Raw genomic sequence first — 21,294 nt, 5'->3', positions numbered from 1 at the left:
GCCTATGGTTGCTCCAGCACCAATCCAGCACCAAGAGCACCCGGTCCACCCTGCCCCTCGAAGGACAGAGATGCCCGCCAAGAAGAAGTCCCGCCGCCTTCGCCTCTTTGTGATCGCGTTCGTGGTCCTGCTGGTGGGGGGCATCGGATACGGGTCGTACTGGAGCGTCAGCACCGTGCGCGCCTCGTTCCCCGAGACCACCGGATCGCTGAAACTCAAAGGCCTGACCTCGCCGGTCGACGTGGAGCGTGACGGCAACGGCATCCCGCAGATCTACGCGGACACCTCCGAGGACCTGTTCCGGGCCCAGGGCTTCGTCCAGGCGCAGGACCGGTTCTACGAGATGGACGTCCGACGCCACCTCACCTCGGGCCGGCTGTCGGAGATGTTCGGCTCGGGACAGGTCGAGACCGACGCGTTCCTGCGCACTCTCGGCTGGCGCGACATCGCGCAGAAGGAGTACGACACCAAGCTCGACGCGACCACCAAGAAGTACCTGCAGGCCTATTCGGACGGCGTCAACGCCTATCTGAAGGACCACAGCGGTGCGAGCCTGTCCGTCGAGTACGCGGCCCTGTCGTTCTCCAACGACTACAAGCCCGAGCAGTGGACCCCGGTCGACTCCGTCGCCTGGCTCAAGGCCATGGCGTGGGACCTGCGCGGCAACATGCAGGAGGAGATCGACCGGGCGCTGATGACGAGCCGGCTCGACAGCAGCCAGATCGAGCAGCTCTACCCGGGCTACCCGTACCAGCGGCACCAGCCGATCGTCGACGGCGGCAAGCTCGACCCGATCACCAAGAAGTACACGCCGGCCGGCGCCGGGGGCACCCCGATCGCCGCCAGCGCCCTGAACAGCCAGCTCTCCGGGCTCTCCGAGATCATCGACCAGATGCCCAACCTGCTCGGCCCGTCCGGCAACGGCATCGGCTCCAACTCCTGGGTCGTCTCCGGCACGTACACGACCACCGGCAAGCCGATGCTGGCCAACGACCCGCACCTGGCACCGCAGATGCCGTCCCTCTGGTACCAGATGGGGCTGCACTGCCGCAGCGTCGGCACGGCCTGCCCGTTCGACGTGGCCGGCTACACGTTCTCCGGAATGCCCGGTGTCGTCATCGGCCACAACCAGAACATCGCCTGGGGGATGACCAACCTCGGCGCCGATGTGACCGACCTCTACCTGGAGAAGGTCACCGCGGGCAGCTACCTCTACGACGGCAGGCAGGTGCCGTTCGCCACGCGCAAGGAGACCATCAAGGTCGCGGGCGGCGGCGACCGCGAGATCGTCGTGCGCAGCACCAACAACGGTCCGGTGATCTCCGACCGCGCCGACGAACTGCTCAGGGTCGGTGAGACCGCACCCGTCCAGGACGCCGCCCCGGACCGCAGCGGCGGTTACGCGGTCGCCCTGCGGTGGACGGCGCTGGACCCCGGCAAGAGCATGGACGCGGTCTTCGAGATCAACAGGGCGCAGGACTTCACCCAGTTCCGCGCCGCGGCGGCCGACTTCGCGGTCCCGTCGCAGAACCTGATCTATGCCGACAAACAGGGCAACATCGGCTACCAGGCGCCCGGCCAGATCCCGGTCCGCACCAAGGGCGACGGCCGCTACCCGGCGCCCGGCTGGGACTCGCGCTACCGCTGGAGCGACTACATCCCGTTCAAGTCCATGCCGTGGGAGTACAACCCCAAGCGCGGCTACATCGTCACCGCCAACCAGGCCGTGATCGACGAGGACAAGTACGGCCCCATGCTGACCAAGGACTGGGGCTACGGCGCCCGCAGCCAGCGCATCAACGACCTCATCGCGTCCAAGATCAAGGACGGCGGCAAGGTCTCCATGGACGACATGCAGTCCATGCAGTCCGACAGCAGCAGCGAGATCGCGAAGCTGCTGGTGCCGTATCTGCTCAAGGTCGACGTCAAGGACTCCTACGTCCGCGACGCCCAGCAGCTGCTGGAGGGCTGGGACTTCAACCAGGACGCCGACTCCGCGGCGGCCGCCTACTTCAACGCCGTCTGGCGCAACACCCTCAAGCTCGCCTTCGGCAACAAGCTGCCCAAGGAGCTGCGCCCCGAGGACCAGTGCCTGCGCGTCCCGGCCGTCGACCAGTCGGGCCCGGTCGACGACCTCAACGGCAAGAGCGAGACGGTCAACGAGTGCGGTGAGCGCGCCGCCGACCAGGCGCAGCCGGACGGCGGCGACCGCTGGTTCGAGGTGGTCCGCAAGATCCTTCCGGACGAGACGAACGCCTGGTGGACGATGTCGCCGACCGCGTTCTTCGACAAGACCTCCGCGCCGTCCGCGCACACCACGCGCGACCAGCTGCTCCGGCAGGCGATGCAGGACGCGCGGTACGAGCTGACCGCCAAGCTCGGCAAGGACATCGACACCTGGAGCTGGGGCCGGCTGCACAAGCTGGAGCTCAAGAACCAGACCCTGGGCACCGGCGGCCCCGCGGTGGTGAGGTGGCTGCTCAACCGCGGCCCGTGGCAGCTCGGCGGCGGCGAGGCGGCCGTCAACGCGACCGGCTGGAACGCGGCCGGCGGCTACGACGTCGTCTGGGTGCCGTCGATGCGCATGATCGTCAACCTCGACGACTTCGACAAGTCCCGCTGGATCAACCTCACCGGCGCCTCGGGGCACGCGTACAACGCGCACTACTCCGACCAGACGGCGCTGTGGGCGAAGGGCGAACTCCTGCCGTGGGTCTTCTCCAGACCCAAGGTGGACGGCGCGACGGACGACAAGATGGCGCTGACGCCGTAACCCCCTTTCAGGGGGTGAAGCGGTGGATCCCCCCGGGGGTCACCGCGAGGTGCACGGGGTGGTCGTGCGGTTCCCTCGGGACCCGCGCGACCACCTCGTTCGCGTACAGCAGCACCATCAGGGACGGCCGCCCGCCCGCCCGCTCCAGCCGCGCCAGCACGCGGTCGTACGAGCCACCGCCGCGGCCCAGCCGCAGCCCGCGCCCGTCCACCGCGAGCCCCGGCAGCAGCACCACCCGGGCCCGCGTCACCGCGTCGGGTCCCAGGCGCGGGCCGGTCGGCTCGAACAGCCCCCGGTCCGTGCGCTCCAGCGCCCCCGATCCCTCGTACTCCGCCCAGTCCAGGTCGTTATCGGCCATCAGTACGGGAAGCAGTACGCGGGTGCCGGCGGCGCGCAGCGCGTCGATCAGGTCGCGGGTGCCGGGCTCCGTGCCCATCGACACATAGCCGGCGACGGTGCCCGCCGCCCGGACCTCGGGCAGGTCAGCCACCCGGTCGGCCAGCGAGCGGGCCGCCGTCGTACGCTCCTGCGGCGTCAGTCCGCGCCGCACGCGCAGCAACTCGGTGCGCAGCGCCGCCTTGGTGCCGTGGTCGTCGCTCATACCCCGCACTACCGCCGCCTATCAGCCGTTATCAACCGGATCTTCATCTTCACCTCACGCGCAGCGGTTATGGTGCACGGCATGACTCAAGCACGTACTCGGATCACCAAGGCCGTCATCCCGGCGGCGGGACTCGGCACCCGGTTTCTGCCGGCGACCAAGGCCACGCCCAAGGAGATGCTGCCGGTCGTCGACAAGCCGGCGATCCAGTACGTGGTGGAGGAGGCGCGGGCGGCGAACCTCAGCGATGTGCTGATGATCACAGGGCGGAACAAGCGCGCCCTGGAGGACCACTTCGACCGGAACTACGAGCTCGAAGAGGCGCTGACCCGCAAGGGCGACGAGTCGCGGCTGGCGCGGGTGCGGGAGTCCAGCGACCTGGCCACGATGCACTACGTGCGGCAGGGGGACCCGAAGGGTCTGGGGCACGCGGTGCTGTGCGCGGAGCCGCACGTGGGCGACCAGCCCTTCGCGGTACTGCTGGGCGACGACCTGATCGACCCGCGGGACCCGCTGCTGTCGCGCATGATCGACATCCAGGAGCGGTTCGGCGGCAGCGTCATCGCGCTGATGGAGGTCGACCCGGCCCAGATCCACCTCTACGGCTGCGCGGCGGTCGCGCCCACCGCCGAGGACGACGTGGTGCGGGTGACGGACCTGGTCGAGAAGCCCGCCGCCGGCGAGGCACCGTCCTCGTACGCGATCATCGGCCGCTACGTACTGGACCCGGCGGTGTTCGACGCGATCAAGAAGACGCCGCCCGGCCGCGGCGGCGAGATCCAGCTCACCGACGCGCTCCGGGAGATGTCCCACCGCGACGACGACGGCGGCCCGGTCCACGGCGTGGTCTTCACCGGCCGCCGCTACGACACCGGCGACCGCGCCGACTATCTGCGGGCCATTGTCAGACTCGCGTGCGAACGTGAAGACCTGGGCCCGGACTTCCGGACCTGGCTCCGCTCGTACGTGACCGAGGAGATGCAAGATTGAGCACCGTGGCTGACCGAATCTGGTCTGTCTCCGAGCACCTCGACAACATCCTCGGGCAGTTGTCCCCGCTGGAATCGATCGAGCTGCAACTCCTCGACGCCCAGGGCTGCGTCCTCGTCGAGGACGTCACCGTCCCCGTCGCACTGCCGCCCTTCGACAACAGCTCGATGGACGGCTACGCGGTCCGCACCGCGGACACGGACGGGGCCACCGACGCGCACCCGGCGGTCCTCACCGTCATCGGCGATGTCGCGGCGGGCAGCGACCACCTGCCGACCGTCGGCCCCGGCCAGGCCGCCCGCATCATGACCGGCGCCCCGCTGCCGCCCGGCGCGGAGGCCGTCGTCCCCGTGGAGTGGACCGACGCCGGCACCGGCGGTGGACCGGCCACCACCATGCGGTCGCACAGCTCCGACCCGGCCGGCGCCGGCGGCGAGGTCCGGGTGCACCGTCCCGTCGAGGCGCGCCAGTACGTCCGGGCCCGCGGCAGCGACGTCGCGGCGGGGGAGCTGGCGCTCGCCGCCGGCACGATCCTCGGCCCGCCGCAGATCGGTCTGCTCGCCGCCATCGGCCGCGGCAGCGTCCGGGTGCGCCCGCGCCCCCGCGTCGTGGTGCTGTCGACCGGCAGCGAGCTCGTACAGCCCGGCGAGGAGCTCCGCCCCGGCCGGATCCATGACTCCAACAGCTTCGCGCTGACCGCCGCCGCGCGGGACGCGGGCGCCATCGCGTACCGGGTGGGCGCCGTCGCCGATGACGTCGAGACACTGCGTGCCACCATCGAGGACCAGCTCATCCGGGCCGACATCATCGTCACCAGTGGTGGGGTGAGCGTCGGCGCGTACGACGTCGTCAAGGAGGCGCTCGCCTCGATCGAGGACGACGAGAGCCGTGTCGACTTCCGCAAGCTCGCCATGCAGCCCGGCAAGCCCCAGGGCTTCGGCCGGATCGGCCCCGACCGCATCCCGCTGCTGGCCCTGCCCGGCAACCCGGTCAGCGCGTATGTCTCCTTCGAGCTCTTCGTACGCCCCGCGATCCGCACGCTGATGGGTGCCGGAGCCGTTCACCGCGAGGTCGTGCGCGCGCTCTGCGACACCGCGATCGAGTCGTCGCCCGAGGGCAAGCGCCAGTTCCTCCGCGGCAGGTACGCGAACGGCACGGTGACCCCCGTCGGCGGCTCCGCGTCCCACCTGGTCAGGTCGCTCGCGCACGCCAACGCGCTGATCGTCGTCCCGGAGGACACCACCTCCGTGGACAAGGGCACGGAGGTCGACGTGATCCGGCTGGATTAGTCCCGTGCGGTGCCGACCTGAGTCCCGTGCGGTGCCGACCTGAGTCCCGTGCGGTGCTGACCGAAGTCCGGTGCGGTGCTGACCGGGCCCTCCCGATGCAGGCCCTGCGGCCCTTTTGATCCGCCCTCCCGGTACGGTGGCTGCCCAGAGGACCGGACCGGGAGAACGATGAGCAGCGCGCAAGAGCACCTCACCCACATCGACGAGGCCGGTGCGGCCCGGATGGTGGACGTCTCCGGCAAGGACGTCACCGCCCGTACGGCCCGTGCCACCGGCCGGGTACTCGTCGCCCCGCGCGTGATCGAGCTGCTGCGCGGTGAGGGCGTTCCCAAGGGCGACGCCCTCGCCACCGCGCGCATCGCGGGCATCATGGGCGCCAAGCGGACGCCGGACCTGATCCCGCTCTGCCATCCGCTCGCGCTGTCCGGGGTGACGCTCGACCTCGCCGTCACCGACGAGGCCGTGGAGATCGCCGCGACCGTGCGGACCACCGACCGCACCGGGGTCGAGATGGAGGCGCTGACCGCCGTCACCGTCGCGGCCCTGACCGTCATCGACATGGTCAAGGCCGTGGACAAGGCCGCCGTCATCACCGACGTCCGGGTCGAGACGAAGACCGGCGGCAAGTCCGGCGACTGGCAGCGGCCATGAGGGCGCTGGCGGTCACCGCGTCGAACCGCGCCGCCGCGGGCGTCTACGAGGACCGCGGCGGACCGCTGATCGTCGCGGCGCTGCGGGCCCTCGGCTTCGAGACCGACGGCCCGCGGGTGGTCCCGGACGGGGAGCCCGTCGGCCAGGCCCTGCGCGACGCCGTGGCGGCCTCCTACGACGTGGTCGTGACCACCGGTGGGACCGGGATCTCGCCCACCGACCGCACGCCCGAGGTCACCCGCGACGTGCTGGACTACGAGATCCCCGGCATCGCCGAGGCGATCCGGGCCGCCGGCCGGGAGAAGGTGCCCACCGCGGTGCTCTCCCGCGGCATCGCGGGCGTCGCCGGCGGCACCCTGGTGGTGAACCTTCCGGGCTCGACCGGTGGCGTCAAGGACGGCCTGGACGTGCTCGCCCCGCTCCTCGTCCACGCCGTCGACCAGATCCGCGGCGGCGACCACCCGCAATCCGGGCCCACCGGCCAGAAAAGAGGGGCGAGCTGAACGCGTCCTGGCCGGCCGAGCTGGTGGACGGTGACATCACCCTCCGCCCGATCCGGATGCGCGACCAGCGCTCCTGGCGCGAGGTCAACCGCCGCAACCGCGACTGGCTGCGGCCCTGGGAGGCCACCGTGCCGCCCGCGCCGCCCGGCCATGTCGTCCAGCGCCCCACGTACCGTCAGATGGTGCGCCACCTGCGCTCGGAGGCGAACGCGGGCCGCATGCTGCCCTTCGTCATCGAGTACCAGGGGCGGCTGGCCGGTCAGTTGACCGTCGCCGGCATCACCTGGGGCTCGATGTGCTCCGCCCATGTCGGTTACTGGGTCGACCAGTCGGTCGCCGGACGCGGTGTCATGCCGACCTCCGTCGCGCTCGCCGTCGACCACTGTTTCCGCCATGTCGGGCTGCACCGCGTCGAGGTGTGCATCCGGCCGGAGAACACCCCCAGCCGACGGGTGGTGGAAAAACTCGGATTTCGCGAAGAGGGTCCGCGCCCGCGCTATCTCCACATCGACGGTGCGTGGCGTGACCACTTGGTGTTCGCGTTGACGGCCGAGGAAGTGCCGGAGGGGCTGCTCAACCGATGGCGCCAGGCCAGGCCGGGAACGCCACAGAAATAAGATAAACGTTCGAAAATGAACCCAATCACAAAAAAATCTCGGCATATCAGCCAGATCGTGCGACACACCGTGCGGAATTGCGTATGGCGTGTCTCTGCGGCACCTACCGTGTAATCCGTGAGCAGTAGCGGCCTCATCTACGCAGTCATCGTCGGGGCCTGGGCTGCCTACTTGGTGCCGATGTGGCTCCGTAGGCAGGATGAGCTCAACGAAGCGCGTCCGACGGAACGCTTCAGCACCGCCATCCGGCTGCTGTCCGGAAGGGCGGGGATGGAGCGTCGCGTCGCGAGAGCGCGCGATGAGAGCGATCAGCCCGCCGATGCACCGGACTCCGCCCACGACGTGGTGGACGTCCGGGGCCTCGCCGTGCCCGCGACCGAGATCAAACCCGCCCCGACGGCCGTTCCGGCGCAGCAGTCCGCCCCGGCGCACCACCCCGCCCCGGCGCACCAGAAGGCACAGCGTCCCGGCCCGGTGCACAACCCCCGGGCCAAGGTCCTCGCGCGCCGCCGCCGCACCACCACGCTCCTCTTCCTGGCCTTCACCGTCGGCGCGATCGTCGCCGCCGTGGGCGGCCTCGCGTTCCTGTGGGCGCCGGCGGCGCCCGCCGCGCTGCTGACCCTCTACATCGGCCACCTGCGCCGCCAGGAGCGCCGCCGCTTCGAGGTCAAGATCGACCAGCGCCGGGCCGCCGACGCCGCGGTGCGGCTGCGCGACCGCCCGCGGCCCCAGGCCGCCGACGAGCCGGACCTCGACGACGAGCCCGAGCCCGCCACCTCGCCGCGCACCGCGGACCGGCGGGCCCTGGTCGAGCAGACCGATCACGCGGAGTGGGTGGACCAGCAGCAGCGCGAGCAGCACGCCGTCCCTGACGACGGCTGGGACCCCGTACCGGTGCCGCTCCCCACGTACGTCACGGCGCCGGTCGCGCCCCGCACCCCGGGCGGCATCGACTTCACCGCCCCGGGCAACTGGAGCTCGGCCCGCTCCGGCACCACGCCGGGCCACCAGCCGGCCACCCCGGCCCCGGCGGCGGCCCCCGAGCCCGAGCCCCAGCGCGAGCTCCCCCGCCCCACCTCCGGCCGCCGCTCCCGCGACCGTTCCCGCACCCCCCTGTTCGACCAGTACGCCGACCCGGACCGGCCGCGCGCCGCCAACGAGTGAGCGATCGGTGACCAGCGAGGATCTCGTTAACAACCACCCCCGAGAGGGTGCTATCGTTTTCCTCGTTGCAAGGGCCTGTGGCGCAGTCTGGTAGCGCACCTCGTTCGCATCGAGGGGGTCTGGGGTTCAAATCCCCACAGGTCCACCGCAGCTCAAAGCCCCTGGCGGGGAAACCCGCCAGGGGCTTTTTGGTTCCGGGGCGGCTGCCGTCCGCCGGAGCCCGCTCCGGGGGCCGCGGTCAGCTCTTCCGGAGCCGCCACTTCCGCCGCAGCCAGCCCGTGCTGAGGGTGACGACGGCGACCACGAGCAGGACGGCGGAGCCCAGGACCGCGGTCACTCCTCCGACCCATGCCAGCATGACCGAGATGGTTTCCCAGGCCGGTGGATCGTCCTGCATGCGTACCCCCTTGATCCTTGTCCAGGACGCCGTGGGGCGGGCGGCGGTTCCGCTGTCGGGCCGCGCGGCGGGCGTCAGCCGGAGTCGCGGGCCGCTACGACGACACGGGTCAACTGGTGGGTCTCCGGGGCCGTTTCCGGTTCGCGGATGGCGCGGTCGACCAGGCCGACGATGCGGGCGGTGGGGATGGTGTCGAAGTGGACGCTGGTGAGGCGGGGGCGCAGCAGGCGGGCCAGGAGGAGGTCGTCGGCGCCGACGATCGCGAGGTCGCCGGGGATGGTGAGGCCGGCGTCCTGGAAGGCGCGCATCACGAGCATCGCGTACTCGTCGTTGTAGGCGAAGAGGGAGTCGAGGCCGAGCCGGGGCCAGCGGGCGGCGAGTTCGGCCGCCGACTCCTCGGTGCAGTCGAGCGTGAGCGGCTCGACGTGAGTGCCGGTCTCGAGGGTGGCGGCCGCCCGGACGCCGGCGAGGCGGGGAACGCTGAAGAGGTCGAGGCCGGACTCGGTCGGCATGACGACGCCGATCCGGCGGCGGCCGCGCTCCAGCAGATGGGTGCCGGCGCGGGCGCCGAGCATCTCCTGGTCGAGGAGCAGGGCGTGCGCGCCCGCCACCGGCCGCATGCCGAGGGTGAGGACGGCGCGGGTGCCCGAGCGCTTGAGCAGCTCGACGGCGGACGGGGTCAGACCGGTGCCCGGCAGGGCGAGGACGGCGGCCGGGCGCAGTTCCGCCCAGGCGCGCGCGGCCTGCTCGCCGGCGCCCGCGACGGGGCCGTGCCAGACGCTGGTGTAGCCCAGCTGGTGCAGGGCGCCCTGCAGCTCCATCAGGAAGTCGCCGAAGAGCGCGCCGATCCGGGGGATCGGGGTGGCCGGGGTGGTCAGCAGGACGAGGCCGGAGTGCCCGGCCCGCAGGGTGCGGGCGGCGGCGTGCGGCACATAGCCGAGCTCTTCCGCGGCGGCGCGCACCCGGTCCTGGGTCCGTGTGCTGACGCGGCCGGCGGCCTGCGCGTTCAGGACGTACGAGACGGTGGCGCGGGACACGCCGGCGAGGCGCGCGACATCGGTGCTGGTCGGCGTGGCCGGGGGGCTCGTGGGCTCGGGTGACTGTGTCATTCCGCTCGGCATCTTTTCAGAGATCCGGTCTGGCCGAGAGTTCGGGGTGGATGCTACACATATAGTTACACGTGTCATGCGACAGGTGTCACCGCCCGCGCCCGAAGATGGGACCGAACCCTCCGTCGGAGCCCCCCCGGCAGCCCGGCAGCACCCCAACAGCAGGAGAGGCATCAACACCATGAAGCTCAACACCCGCGAGTGGGGCACCGGCGACCGGATCGCGCTCCTGGTCCACGGCATCATGTCCGACCACCGCACCTGGCGCCGGGTCGGTCCCGCGCTCGCGGACCGGGGCTACCGCGTCATCGCCGTGGACCTGCGCGGTCACGGTGAGAGCCCGCGCGGCGAGTACAGCCCCGAGCTGTTCGCCGAGGACCTCGTCGAGACGCTGCCGGGCGGCGCGGAGCTGGCGGTCGGGCATTCGCTGGGCGGGCTGGCGCTGTCGCTCGCCGCCGAGCGCCTCGCGCCCGCGCGCGCCGTCTACTCCGACCCCGCCTGGGCCTCGGCGGATCCCGTGCAGCAGGTCGACCCGGCGATCTTCGTCCACTTCGCCCGGGCCACCCGGGAGCAGATCGCCGGTCTGAACCCGCGCTGGGAGGAGGCGGACATCGAGGTGGAGCTCGCCACCCTGGCGCTGTGGGACACCGACTCCGCCGCCTTCCTGGGCGGCCGGCCGCTGACCGGCTATCTGCCGCAGAAGCCCGCCGTCCCGTCGCTCGTGCAGCTCGCCGAGAACAGCTTCCTGATCGGCCCGGACGACGCGGGACTGCTCAGCGAGCGCGGCTTCGGGATCCGTACGGTCGTGGGCGCCGGCCACACCATCCACCGCGATGACTTCGACGGGTTCTTCCGTTCGCTGGACGGCTGGATCTGAGCGGCCCGAGGATCCGTCCGGGGATCCCGGCAGCAGTCCGGCCGGCGGGGATCCCGGCCGCGGCCCTACGGGCGGGGTCCCGGAGCCGCCCGGCGGGCGGCAAACCGGGTGTATGGGGCGGTCCGCCGGCCGTAAAGACGGACAACGTGACCCACACCACCCATCGAAACGTTTCCGTTTCGATGGGTGGTGTTCTACTCTCTAGGAGTCAGCTGTACGAAACCGTTTCGTTTGGATGGAGGCCGAGGATGTCGACGGATGCCCCGGCACGCCGCACCAGGCTCACGCCCGAACGCGAGCAGGAGCTCTACGCCGCGGTGGTCGAGATGCTGCGGGAAGTGGGCTACGAGGCGCTCACCATGGACGCGATCGCCTCGCGCACCCGCTCCAGCAAGGCCACGCTCTACCGCCAGTGGAAGGGCAAGCCCGAGCTGGTGGCGACCGCGCTGCGGCACACCAAGCCGGTGCGGATCGAGGACATCGACACCGGATCGGTGCGGGGCGACCTGCGCGAGCTGGTGCGGTGCCACGACGCGACGGGCGACTCGAAGCGGGACAACGAACTGATGCGGGCGCTCGGACAGGCCGCACATCAGAATCCGGACCTCTTCCAGGCGCTGCGGCAACTGCTCATCGAACCGGAAATGGCCGCCTTCGACGGCATGTTGCAACGTGCCGTGGAACGGGGCGAACTGGCGGCCGACGTGCCGGCCAGGAAATTCGTACCGCACATGCTGATCGGCGCCGCGATGGGGCGGCCGCTGATCGAGGGCGTCGATCCTGACCCCGAATTCGCCTTCCGATACATCGACGCGGTGGTACTCCCCGCCCTGCGTCTGACCTGATCCGACCGGCCGGATCAACCGCCTGATCCCACGCCGGAACCACGGAACAAGGCCCCACCTGACACGCCGCTCTCGTCGTCGGGCAGGCACCGTACGCCCTTTTTTCCTCGACCTGACGGGAGCGCCGCGACTCGTGGCTACTTTCCTTTACAAACTCGGCCGGTTCGCCTTCAGGCGACGCCGGTACGTCGCCCTCGCATGGGTGGCTCTGCTGGTACTCGCCGGAGTCGGCGCCGCGTCGGCCTCCACTTCCACGTCGAGCAGTTTCTCGATACCCGGCACGGAGGCCCAGAAGGCCTTCGACCTGATGGAGCAGCGCTTCCCGGACGCCAGCGCCAACGGCGCGTCCGCGCGGGTGGTGTTCACGGCCCCCGGCGGGCAGAAGGTGGACGTCGGCGCGCAGAAGGCCGCCGTCGAGAACGTCGTCAAGGAGCTGAAGACCGGCAAGCAGGTCAGCTCCGTCGCCGACCCCTTCGAGTCGAAGGCCGTCAGCAAGGACGGCGGCACCGCCTACGCGTCCGTGAAGTACAAGCTCACCTCGATGGAGCTGACCGACGCGGACCGCGAAGCGCTCAAGGACGCAGCGCAGCACGGCCGGGACGCCGGGCTCACCGTCGAGATCGGCGGTGACGCGCTGCAGGCGATGCCCGAGACCGGCGCCACCGAGATCATCGGCATCGGTATCTCCGCCGTCGTTCTGCTCGTCACCTTCGGGTCGCTGGTCGCCGCGGGACTGCCGCTGCTGACCGCGCTCATCGGCGTGGGCATCGGCGTCTCGTCGATCACCGCGCTCGCGAACGTCCTGGACCTGGGCAGCTCCACGTCCACCCTCGCGATGATGATCGGCCTCGCGGTCGGCATCGACTACGCGCTCTTCATCGTCTCGCGCTTCCGGCACGAACTCACCGAGGGCCGGGAACCGGAGGACGCGGCCGGACGGGCCGTGGGCACCGCCGGATCCGCGGTGGTCTTCGCGGGCCTCACGGTGCTCATCGCCCTCGCGGGCCTCGCCGTCGTCAACATCCCGATGCTCACCAAGATGGGCCTCGCGGCGGCCGGCACGGTCGCCATCGCGGTCCTCATCGCGCTCACCCTGATCCCGGCGCTGCTCGGCTTCGCCAAGCACCGGGTGCTCGGCCGCAAGGTGCGCAGCGGCCTCAAGGGGATCAAGGACGACGCCGCCGACAGCAGCACGGGTGGGGCCGGTTCCGCCGCCGCGAAGAAGCCCAACATGGGCACCCGCTGGGCGCGGTTCGTGCTGCGCCGCCCGATCTGGGTGCTGGTGGTGGGTGTGCTCGGCCTGGGCGCGATCGCCATCCCGGCGGCCAGCCTGGAGCTCGGTCTGCCGGACGACGGGTCGCAGCCCGTCAGCACCACCCAGCGCAAGGCGTACGACCTGCTGTCGGACGGCTTCGGCCCCGGCTTCAACGGCCCGCTGATGATCGCCGTGGACGCCGCGCACAGCGACGACCCGAAGGCGGCCCTCGACAAGATCTCCAAGACCATCTCCGGGATGGGAGACGTCGAGAAGGTCACCGAGCCCGCGTTCAACAAGGCCGGCGACACCGCGATGCTGACGGTCGTCCCGAAGTCCAAGCCCAGCGGCCTGGAGACCGAGGACCTGGTCCACACCATCCGCGGCCAGGCGGCCGGGCTGAAGTCCGAGACCGGCGCCGTGACGCTGGTCACCGGCACGACGGCCATGAACATCGATGTGTCGCAGAAGCTCAACGACGCGCTGCTGCCGTACCTGGCGCTCGTCGTCGGCCTGGCGTTCCTGCTGCTGATGGTGGTCTTCCGCTCGGTGCTGGTGCCGCTGAAGGCGGCCCTCGGCTTCCTGCTCTCGGTGGTCGCGGCCCTCGGCGCCGTCGTCGCGGTCTTCCAGTGGGGCTGGCTGGCGAGCCTGCTCGGTGTCGAGCAGACCGGGCCGATCATGAGCATGATGCCGATCTTCATGATCGGTGTGGTGTTCGGTCTCGCGATGGACTACGAGGTCTTCCTCGTCACCCGGATGCGTGAGGCGTACGTGCACGGCGAGCGGCCGGGACAGGCGATCGTCACCGGCTTCACGCACGGCGCCCGGGTGGTCGCCGCGGCCGCGGTCATCATGATCAGCGTCTTCGCGGGCTTCATCGGCTCGTCGGAATCGATGATCAAGATGATGGGCTTCGGTCTCGCCATCGCCGTCGCGTTCGACGCGTTCGTGGTGCGCATGGCCGTCGTCCCGGCGGTCCTCGCCCTGCTCGGCAAGGCCGCCTGGTGGCTGCCGCGCTGGCTCGACCGGCTGCTGCCCAACGTCGACGTCGAGGGCGAACAGCTCCAGAAGAACCTGGCGGCACAGGCCGCCGGTTCCGCGCCCGAGCGGGTACCGGAGCCGAGCCGCGTCTGACGCGGCACACCAGCTGGGGCCGCCGGTTGGCGGAGAGCTCGACGGCGGCCCCATGACGCGCCTGCCCCGTGGGGACGGGGGGATGGCGCGCAGGACAGGGCCCGGCGAATCGCCGGGCCCTGTGTCGTACCCGCGGAGCCCCGTGTCCCCCGGGCACGGGGCCGGCCGGCGGGCCCTGTGCCGGCCGGCGGTCAGAACAGCGCCCCCGTCGGGCCCGTGCCGGCCGGGGGTCAGAACAGCGCCGCCGGCTCGTGGGTTCCGTTCTCGAAGGCGAGGAGGTAGCGCTTGCGGTCGAGGCCGCCTCCGTAGCCGGTGAGGGAGCCGTCGGCTCCGACGACGCGGTGGCAGGGGACGATGATGCCGATGGGGTTCTTGCCGTTGGCGAGCCCGACCGCGCGGGAGGCGCCGGCGTTGCCGAGGAGGTCGGCGAGCTGCCCGTAGGAGCGGGTCTCGCCGTACGGGATGTCCTGGAGGGCGGACCAGACGCGCTGCTGGAACGGGGTGCCCAGCAGCGTCAAGGGGACGCCGAAGTCGGTCAGCTCGCCGGCGAAGTAGGCGGTGAGCTGCTCCTCGACGGCGCCGAACGCGGAGTCGTCGCGGTCGCCGAAGGTCTCCTCGGCGGGAAGGTGCCGCTGCTGCGTCATGTACAGGCCGCAGAGGGTTCCGTCGAGGGCGACGAGGGTCAGCGGGCCGCAGGGGGAATCGGTCACGGTGTGGGTGCGGGTGGGCATCACGCGGCTCCGTTCACGGGGAGGGTGTTGATGGCGTGGTCGCCGGTCGCCCACAGGTACTGGACGGCGTAGGCGCGCCACGGCGCCCAGGCGGCGGCATGGCGGGTGAGCGCAGCGGGGGTGGTGGGCAGGCCCAACTCCTTCGCGGCGAAGCGGATTCCGAGGTCGCTCGCCAGGAACGCGTCCGGGTCGCCGAGCGCGCGCATCGCGATCGACTCGACGGTCCACGGGCCGAACCCCGGCAGCGCGGACAGCTGCGCGCGGGCGCGCTGCCAGTCGCTGCCGACGTCGAGGTCGAGTTCGCCGCCGGCCAGGGCGGTGACCAGGGTGGTGAGGGTGGTGCGGCGGGTCTGCGGCATGGCGAGCGCCGCCGGGTCGAGGGCGGCCAGCGCCGCCGGATCGGGGAACAGATGGGTCAGCCCGCCCGCCGGATCCCCGACGCGCTCGCCGTACGCCGTCACCAGCCGTCCGGCGTGCGTCCGCGCGGCGGCCGTCGAGATCTGCTGGCCGAGCACGGCGCGCACCGCGAACTCGGGCCCGTCCGCGACCCGCGGCACCCGGCGGCCGGGCGCTTTGGCGACGAGCGGCGCCAGTACCGGGTCCTTGCCCAGCTGCGCGTCGACCGCGACCGGGTCCGCGTCGAGGTCCAGCAGCCACCGGCAGCGGCTGATGGCGTGCGCCAGATCGCGCAGGTCCGTCAGGCGCAGCCGGCACGCGATGTGATCGGGCCGCGGGCGCAGGCTGACGATGCCGGGGCCGTGCGGCAGCCGCAGGGTGCGGCGGTAGGCGCCGTCGCGCCACTCCTCGACGCCCGGCACCGCCGTCGCCGCCAGATGTCCGAAGAGGTTGTCCGGGCACAGCGGGGCCCGGAAGGGCAGCCGCAGCGACAGCTCGCCCGGGGTGGCGGCGGGGCGGCCCTTGGCGACACGGGCGCGCAGTTCGGTGGGGGAGAGGGCGAAGACCTCGCGGACGGTGTCGTTGAAGGTGCGGATGCTGGAGAAGCCGGCCGCGAAGGCGGATTCCCCCATCGGCAGCGTCGTCGTCTCGATCAGCAGCCGGGCGGTCTGCGCGCGCTGTGCCCGCGCCAACGCCAGTGGCCCGGCGCCCAGTTCGGCGAGCAGCTGGCGCTCCACCTGCCGGGTGCTGTAGCCCAGCCGGGCGGCGAGCCCCGGGACTCCGTCCCGGTCGACGACGCCGTCCGCGATCAGCCGCATGGCCCGCGCCACCAGGTCCGCCCGCTCGTTCCACTGCGGCGAACCCGGGCTCGCGTCCGGCCGGCAGCGCTTGCAGGCCCGGAAGCCGGCCTGTTGCGCCGCCGCCGCGCTCGGGTAGAAACTCATGTTCCTGACCTTGGGCGGCACCACGGGGCAGCTGGGCCGGCAGTAGATCCTGGTCGTCAGCACCGCGGTGAAGAACCATCCGTCGAACCGGGCGTCCTTCGACTGCACGGCTCGTACGCAACGCTCGAAGTCGGTGTGCATATCTCCAGCATCGCCCCGGGTCACGGCGCCGGTCTAGCGAGAATCCGACATGTAGGTCGTGGGTGGACCTGTGGACCGGCCCTCGCACCGCGACGTCCAGGTCGCGGAATTGCCGGACGATGTCACAGGGCGGTGATGGACTGTCCCCATGACTACGTCGAACCTCCGTGACAAGGCCCAGCTCCTCCACTCCCTGCACACCGCCGACAAGCCGCTCGCCCTCGCCAACGCCTGGGACGTCGCCAGCGCGCGGATCATCGAGGAGGCGGGGGCGGCGGCCGTCGCCACCACCAGTTGCGGCGTCGCCTGGAGCCTCGGCTACGCCGACGGCGACCGGCTGCCCCGCGAGCTGGCGCTCGCGCTCATCGGCCGGGTCGCGGGCGGGGTCGGGGTGCCGGTGACCGCCGACATCGAGGCGGGCTTCGCGGACGACGCGGCCGGTGTCGCCGAGACCGTGCGCGGGGTCCTCGCCGCCGGGGCCGTCGGCATCAACATCGAGGACGCGCTCGTGAACGGGCCCGAGCCGCTGCGCAGCCTCGCGGAGCAGGTGGAACGGATCGCCGCCGCCCGCAAGGCGGCCGACGGGGCGGGCGTCCCGCTGTTCATCAACGCCCGCACCGATGTCTACCTCGGTGCCGTCGGCGCGCCGGAGACGCGGCTGGGTGTGGCGCTCGACCGTGCCGCCGCCTTCATCGAGGCGGGCGCGGACGGGATCTTCGTCCCCGGGGTGACCGATCTCGCGGTCGTCGCCGAACTGGCGAAGGGCATCGCCGCCCCGCTCAACATCCTCACCGGACCGGGCGGTCCGTCCGTCGCCGAACTCGGCGGCGCCGGAGCGGCGCGCGTCAGCATCGGCGGCCGGATGGCCGAGGCCGCGTACGGCATGATGCGGCAGGAGGCCCGTGAGTTCCTGACGGAGGGCACCTGCACCCCGGTCGTGGAGGGGCCCGGATACGGCGAGATGCAGGCGCTGTTCACGTCCTGAAGCATGGCCGGACCGGCCCTCGGGCCCGTGGGGAACGGACCGTCAGCGGGTCGCCGTTCCGCACGGGCCGGTGTGGTCGCAGTACGGCGCGTGATGCGTGGCGCCGCAGCCGCACAGGACGGCGCGGGTCTCGGTCCTGGCCGCGCCGTCCGTGTGGATGACGAGGTCGCCGCGGATGGTGATGCCTCCGGAGGAGGAGCGGCTGATCTCGGTCGGGTGGGTCGGCTCCTCGGGGTGCCCGCCGTCGAGCCGGTACTGCAGCGCGCCCGAGGGGCAGCGCCGGACGACCTGGGCGACGAGGTCGGCGGGAGCGCCGTCGGGCCGGATCCACGGGCGCTCGGCGGTGTCGAAGACCTGGGGGAGACCGCGCACGCATTCGGCGGCGTGCAGACAGCGGCCGGCCTCGAAGGTGACGGTGATGCCGTCCCCCGGGTAGGCCTTCGCCCCCTCGGGAATCGGCACTTCGGCGCTTCCCGTCATGAGGTGTAGCCCTCCACGGTGAATTCCGACCGGACGCTGGCCTGGCCCGGGTCCTCGCCGGCCGCGCCCTTGGCGCGGCGCTGGCGCAGCAGGTCCCAGCACTGGTCGAGTTCGCGTTCCAGGGCGCCGAGCCGGGCGTGTTCGGTGACCGCGTCGATACTGCCGTCGGTCAGCTGCTCACGCAGGGCCTTCTCGTCCGCGACCATGGCCTTGATCCTGGAGAGGATCGCCTGTTCTGCCTTGGTGTCGTCGGGCTGGTCCATGGGGTGCCTCCTCAATGCGGCGATGCGGTCGTCCGGACGGTGCGCTGATCGAGCCGGTGCGGTGACCCGGGCGGTGCGGGGCCGCGGTGCCCGCGGCCCCTTCTCCACCTTCGCAGTTCACAGCGCGGTGCGCTCGAGATGTGCCTCCTCCTCGTCCAGGAGGCGGCGGGCGATGCCGTCGATGGCCCGGTCGAGGCGCGCGCGGTCCGCCGGATCCGATACGTCCCAGTCGTCCAGCCGCTCGTCGAGCCAGCGGCGCCACGCCCCGGCGAGCAGGTCGATCTGCGCCCGGCCGGAGTCGGTGATGGCGAGCTGCTCGCCGTCGAAATCGGCGTAGCCGGCCTGGGCGATCCTGGAGAAGGCCGGTTCGAGGACCTCTCCGGGCATCCGGTGGGCCTTGGCGACGGTGCTGAGCCGGGCTCCGCCCTGGAGTTTGCCGCGCCAGTGGATCTGCCCGAGGGCCCAGGCCTGGCCGGGGGTGAGGTGGCTGCCGGAGTCGGCGAGGATCCGCAGCGAGACCGGCTCCTCGGCCTTGGCCCGGCGCATCACGCGGGCGATGGAGCGCTCCAGCTGCCGGTCGGCGTCCGCGGAGTTGGGGGCGGCGAAGGCGTCGCCCATGTCGGAGGCACCGGCCCTGGCGCTGTCGCGCAGCGGCACCTCCTTGAGGAACCAGGCGACGACGAAGCCGACGAGGGCGACCGGTACGACCCACTGGAAGACGTAGTTCACGGTGTCGGCGTAGGCGTCGACGATATGGGTGATCCGGTCGGCGGGCAGCGCGTGCAGGGCGGCCGGGCTCTGCACGGCGGCGGGGCTGACGCCGGGCGACTGTGCGAAGGCCTTCTCGAGGTTGGGGCCGAGCTGGTTGCTGTAGAGCGTGCCGAAGATGGCGGTGCCGAAGGCGCTGCCCAGGGTGCGGAAGAACGTGACGCCCGAGGTCGCGGAGCCCAGCTCGTGGTAGGGCACGGTGTTCTGCACGGCGATGGTGAGCACCTGCATGGCCAGGCCGATGCCGAGGCCGAGCACGAGCATGTACAGCGATTCCAGCCAGACGCCGGTGGACGGGCCCATGGTGGACATCAGGTACAGGCCGATCGCCATGACGCCGGTGCCGACGATCGGGAAGATCCGGTACCGGCCGGTGCGGCTGACGACGATGCCGGAGAGCATCGAGGTGCCGAGCAGCCCGACGACCATGGGGAGGGTGCGGACGCCCGACATCGTCGCGGACACCCCGTCCACGTACTGCAGATACGTCGGCAGGTAGGTCAGCGCGCCGAGCATCGCGAAGCCGACGATGAAGCTGAGCACCGAGCAGATCGTGAAGACCCGGCTGCGGAACAGGTGCATGGGGAGCATCGGTTCCTTGGCACGCAGTTCCACGAAGACGAACGCGGTGAGTGCCAGGACGGAGCCGACGAACAGGCCGATGATGGCCGCCGAGCCCCAGGCGTACTCGTTGCCGCCCCACTCCAGGGCCAGCACGAGTCCGGAGGCGCCGAGCGCCACCAGCACGATGCCCAGGTAGTCGATGGTGGGGCGGGTGGCGGCCTTGACCGAGGGGATCGTCCGCGCGGCCATCACGACCATGACGACGGCGACGGGCACGTTGACGTAGAAGCACCAGCGCCAGGTGGCGTGGTCGGTGAAGAGACCGCCGAGCGTCGGGCCGACGACGGTGGTGACGCCGAAGACCGCGCCGAGCGCGCCCTGGTACTTGCCGCGTTCGCGCAGCGGGATGACGTCGGCGATCAGGGCCATCGCGGTGACCATCAGACCACCGCCGCCGATGCCCTGGATCGCGCGGGCGAGGATGAGCATGCCCATGCCGTTGGCGGCGCCCGCGAGGACGGAACCGCCGACGAAGACGATCGCGCTGACCTGGAAGACGATCTTTCGGCCGAACAGGTCACCGAACTTGCCGACCAGGACGGTGGAGACGGTCTCGGCGAGGAGGTACGCGGTCACCACCCAGGCCATGTGCCCGGCGCCGCCGAGGTCCGCGACGATGGTCGGCAGGGCGGTGGAGACGATGGTCTGGTCGAGGGCCGCCAGCAGCATGCCGAGGACGATCGTCACGAAGACGACGTTGGTCTGGCGGCGGCTGAGCGAGGACGGGCCCGTGGGCGGCCCCGTCGCGGGTCCGGCCTCGGCGAGCGTGGTCATCGGGCCGGTACCTCCTGCGCAGGGGGCGGGTCCCCCTCAGGATTGGACGCGGTGCCGCGTTCCGCCACCGCTGGTACGTCCGCCGGGGCCGCCCAGGAGATGCCAGCCGCCGTCCAGGCGCGGGCGAGGAATGGGCCCCACGACTTATGGAGCGGGGGTGGCCGGGTCCTCGGCCGGGTCCTCGGACGGGCCTTCCGGCGGGTTCGGACCGGGTGCGGCTCCGGGCGCCGCGTGGTCCTGCAGCCAGCTCTCCAGCTCGGTCCTGACACGCCGGTCCATGGCCAGCGACAGCTCCGCGTCGACCACGTTCTTGGCCAGCGGATGCAGCCGTTCCAGGGCCTCGGCGAGCCGGGTCACCTCGCCCGGCGGCAGGTGGTCGACGGTGGCGGCGTCCACCACGTGCTTGCGGATGAGCACCGTGAACAGATCGGCGAGCGCGTCCACCTGGATCCGTACGGCGCGGCCCGTCTCCAGCACGGCGGCGAGCGGGACGCCCTCGCGGACCAGGGCGGCGGACGCGTCGAGCAGCCGGCGGCTGGTGTGGACGACGTTCTCGCCGTCGACGGCGATGTAGCCGATGTCGAGGGCCGTCGTCAGGTTCTCCGGGGTGACGTCCTCGCCGAAGTAGTCGGCGAGGGCCTCGGGGGTGAGCCTGACCGGGGTCTCCTCCGACCAGGGCGAGATCAACGCGCCTTCCAGGCCCAGGAGTTCGGCGACGCCGTCGAGGGTCCGGCCGTTCTCCCACGCACCGATCAGCTCGGCGATGCCGCCGAGGGTGTGGCCCCGCTCCAGGAGGGCGGCGATCGTGTGCAGACGGGCGAGATGGGCCTCGTTGTACCAGGCGATACGGCCTTCGCGGCGCGGTGGCGGGATGAGCTTGCGCTCGCGGTAGAAGCGAACGGTGCGCACGGGGATGCCGGCCGCCTCGGCCAGCGCCTCCATCCGGTATTCCTGCCCGGGCTTCCGCTCCTCGGGCTGCTCCC

At 71.7% G+C, this 21,294-nt stretch carries 20 protein-coding genes and 1 tRNA gene; 12 read left to right on the top strand and 9 right to left on the bottom strand.

The genetic code is table 11. The features are described 5' to 3' along the window. Positions 1-70 precede the first annotated feature (70 nt). Positions 71-2,773: a penicillin acylase family protein gene (locus LNW72_RS17575; protein WP_250976291.1), complete on the top strand. Its 2,703-nt coding sequence runs from the start codon at positions 71-73 to the stop codon at positions 2,771-2,773. Positions 2,774-2,780: 7 nt separating this feature from the next. Here LNW72_RS17575 and LNW72_RS17570 read toward each other — a convergent pair whose 3' ends face one another. Then, positions 2,781-3,374 carry a 5-formyltetrahydrofolate cyclo-ligase gene (locus LNW72_RS17570; protein WP_250976290.1) on the bottom strand — a complete coding sequence of 198 codons (594 nt, stop codon included), beginning with the start codon at positions 3,372-3,374 and terminating at the stop codon, positions 2,781-2,783. Positions 3,375-3,455: 81 nt separating this feature from the next. Here LNW72_RS17570 and galU point away from each other — a divergent pair, with 81 nt between their 5' ends. The 7 genes from galU to LNW72_RS17535 all read left to right on the top strand — a co-directional run bounded on the left by galU (position 3,456) and on the right by LNW72_RS17535 (position 8,733). Then, a complete protein-coding gene (gene galU, locus LNW72_RS17565) occupies positions 3,456-4,364 on the top strand; it encodes a UTP--glucose-1-phosphate uridylyltransferase GalU (protein ID WP_250976289.1) in 909 nt (302 codons plus the stop codon). Between the two features lie 5 nt (positions 4,365-4,369). Further along, complete coding sequence (gene glp, locus LNW72_RS17560; RefSeq protein WP_250976288.1) at positions 4,370-5,653, top strand: gephyrin-like molybdotransferase Glp; 1,284 nt, start codon at positions 4,370-4,372, stop codon at positions 5,651-5,653. Positions 5,654-5,821: 168 nt separating this feature from the next. Next, positions 5,822-6,304: a cyclic pyranopterin monophosphate synthase MoaC gene (moaC, locus tag LNW72_RS17555; RefSeq protein WP_138354735.1), complete on the top strand. Its 483-nt coding sequence runs from the start codon at positions 5,822-5,824 to the stop codon at positions 6,302-6,304. Next, positions 6,301-6,807, top strand: coding sequence for a MogA/MoaB family molybdenum cofactor biosynthesis protein (locus LNW72_RS17550; protein WP_250976287.1), 507 nt, complete (start codon positions 6,301-6,303; stop codon positions 6,805-6,807). Before moaC ends, LNW72_RS17550 begins: the two co-directional genes overlap by 4 nt. After that, positions 6,804-7,424 (top strand): GNAT family N-acetyltransferase, encoded by a 621-nt coding sequence (locus LNW72_RS17545; RefSeq protein ID WP_250980197.1) that lies wholly within the window; start codon positions 6,804-6,806, stop codon positions 7,422-7,424. Before LNW72_RS17550 ends, LNW72_RS17545 begins: the two co-directional genes overlap by 4 nt. A 117-nt stretch (positions 7,425-7,541) precedes the next feature. Beyond that, on the top strand, positions 7,542-8,588 hold the full coding sequence (glpR, locus tag LNW72_RS17540) for a gephyrin-like molybdotransferase receptor GlpR (protein ID WP_250976286.1): 1,047 nt from the start codon (positions 7,542-7,544) through the stop codon (positions 8,586-8,588). Positions 8,589-8,659: 71 nt separating this feature from the next. Further along, positions 8,660-8,733: transfer RNA gene (locus LNW72_RS17535), tRNA-Ala, on the top strand. Positions 8,734-8,826: 93 nt separating this feature from the next. On the opposite strand, the gene LNW72_RS17530 is transcribed toward LNW72_RS17535, so the two are convergent. Together LNW72_RS17530 and LNW72_RS17525 are read right to left on the bottom strand one after the other, a co-directional pair. Beyond that, a complete protein-coding gene (locus LNW72_RS17530; protein WP_250976285.1) occupies positions 8,827-8,985 on the bottom strand; it encodes a hypothetical protein in 159 nt (52 codons plus the stop codon). Between the two features lie 74 nt (positions 8,986-9,059). Further along, positions 9,060-10,094 (bottom strand): LacI family DNA-binding transcriptional regulator, encoded by a 1,035-nt coding sequence (locus LNW72_RS17525; RefSeq protein WP_250976284.1) that lies wholly within the window; start codon positions 10,092-10,094, stop codon positions 9,060-9,062. A 181-nt stretch (positions 10,095-10,275) separates the two neighbouring features. Here LNW72_RS17525 and LNW72_RS17520 point away from each other — a divergent pair, with 181 nt between their 5' ends. The 3 genes from LNW72_RS17520 (at position 10,276) to LNW72_RS17510 (ending at position 14,205) form a co-directional block, all read left to right on the top strand. After that, positions 10,276-10,971, top strand: a complete 696-nt coding sequence (locus tag LNW72_RS17520) for an alpha/beta fold hydrolase (protein WP_250976283.1) — start codon at positions 10,276-10,278, stop codon at positions 10,969-10,971. Between the two features lie 248 nt (positions 10,972-11,219). Beyond that, entirely contained in the window at positions 11,220-11,816 is a 597-nt protein-coding gene (locus LNW72_RS17515; protein ID WP_250976282.1) for a TetR/AcrR family transcriptional regulator, read from the top strand. A gap of 133 nt (positions 11,817-11,949) precedes the next feature. Then, on the top strand, positions 11,950-14,205 hold the full coding sequence (locus tag LNW72_RS17510) for an MMPL family transporter (protein WP_250976281.1): 2,256 nt from the start codon (positions 11,950-11,952) through the stop codon (positions 14,203-14,205). 230 nt (positions 14,206-14,435) lie between these two features. Here LNW72_RS17510 and LNW72_RS17505 read toward each other — a convergent pair whose 3' ends face one another. Together LNW72_RS17505 and LNW72_RS17500 are read right to left on the bottom strand one after the other, a co-directional pair. After that, positions 14,436-14,936, bottom strand: coding sequence for a methylated-DNA--[protein]-cysteine S-methyltransferase (locus tag LNW72_RS17505; protein WP_250976280.1), 501 nt, complete (start codon positions 14,934-14,936; stop codon positions 14,436-14,438). Further along, positions 14,936-16,417, bottom strand: coding sequence for an AlkA N-terminal domain-containing protein (locus LNW72_RS17500; protein WP_250976279.1), 1,482 nt, complete (start codon positions 16,415-16,417; stop codon positions 14,936-14,938). The genes LNW72_RS17505 and LNW72_RS17500 overlap by 1 nt, the downstream gene beginning before the upstream one ends. Before the next feature lie 148 nt (positions 16,418-16,565). Here LNW72_RS17500 and LNW72_RS17495 point away from each other — a divergent pair, with 148 nt between their 5' ends. Next, the gene (locus tag LNW72_RS17495) at positions 16,566-17,402 is read left to right on the top strand and encodes an isocitrate lyase/phosphoenolpyruvate mutase family protein (RefSeq protein ID WP_250976278.1); all 837 of its coding nucleotides are present in this window, start codon (positions 16,566-16,568) and stop codon (positions 17,400-17,402) included. A 42-nt stretch (positions 17,403-17,444) separates the two neighbouring features. On the opposite strand, the gene LNW72_RS17490 is transcribed toward LNW72_RS17495, so the two are convergent. From LNW72_RS17490 to LNW72_RS17475, 4 genes are all read right to left on the bottom strand, one after another. After that, complete coding sequence (locus tag LNW72_RS17490) at positions 17,445-17,882, bottom strand: (4Fe-4S)-binding protein (RefSeq protein WP_250976277.1); 438 nt, start codon at positions 17,880-17,882, stop codon at positions 17,445-17,447. Continuing rightward, positions 17,879-18,145 (bottom strand): DUF2630 family protein, encoded by a 267-nt coding sequence (locus LNW72_RS17485; protein ID WP_250976276.1) that lies wholly within the window; start codon positions 18,143-18,145, stop codon positions 17,879-17,881. The genes LNW72_RS17490 and LNW72_RS17485 overlap by 4 nt, the downstream gene beginning before the upstream one ends. 117 nt (positions 18,146-18,262) lie before the next feature. Then, positions 18,263-20,311: an MDR family MFS transporter gene (locus LNW72_RS17480; RefSeq protein ID WP_285369602.1), complete on the bottom strand. Its 2,049-nt coding sequence runs from the start codon at positions 20,309-20,311 to the stop codon at positions 18,263-18,265. Between the two features lie 144 nt (positions 20,312-20,455). After that, positions 20,456-21,253: a MerR family transcriptional regulator gene (locus LNW72_RS17475; protein ID WP_250980195.1), complete on the bottom strand. Its 798-nt coding sequence runs from the start codon at positions 21,251-21,253 to the stop codon at positions 20,456-20,458. Positions 21,254-21,294: the final 41 nt, after the last annotated feature.

The organism is Streptomyces sp. RKAG293 (genome assembly GCF_023701745.1).
Lineage (GTDB): Bacteria > Actinomycetota > Actinomycetes > Streptomycetales > Streptomycetaceae > Actinacidiphila.
Note: the sequence above shows the minus strand (reverse complement) of the source record. Positions and strands in the feature narration are given on the sequence as shown.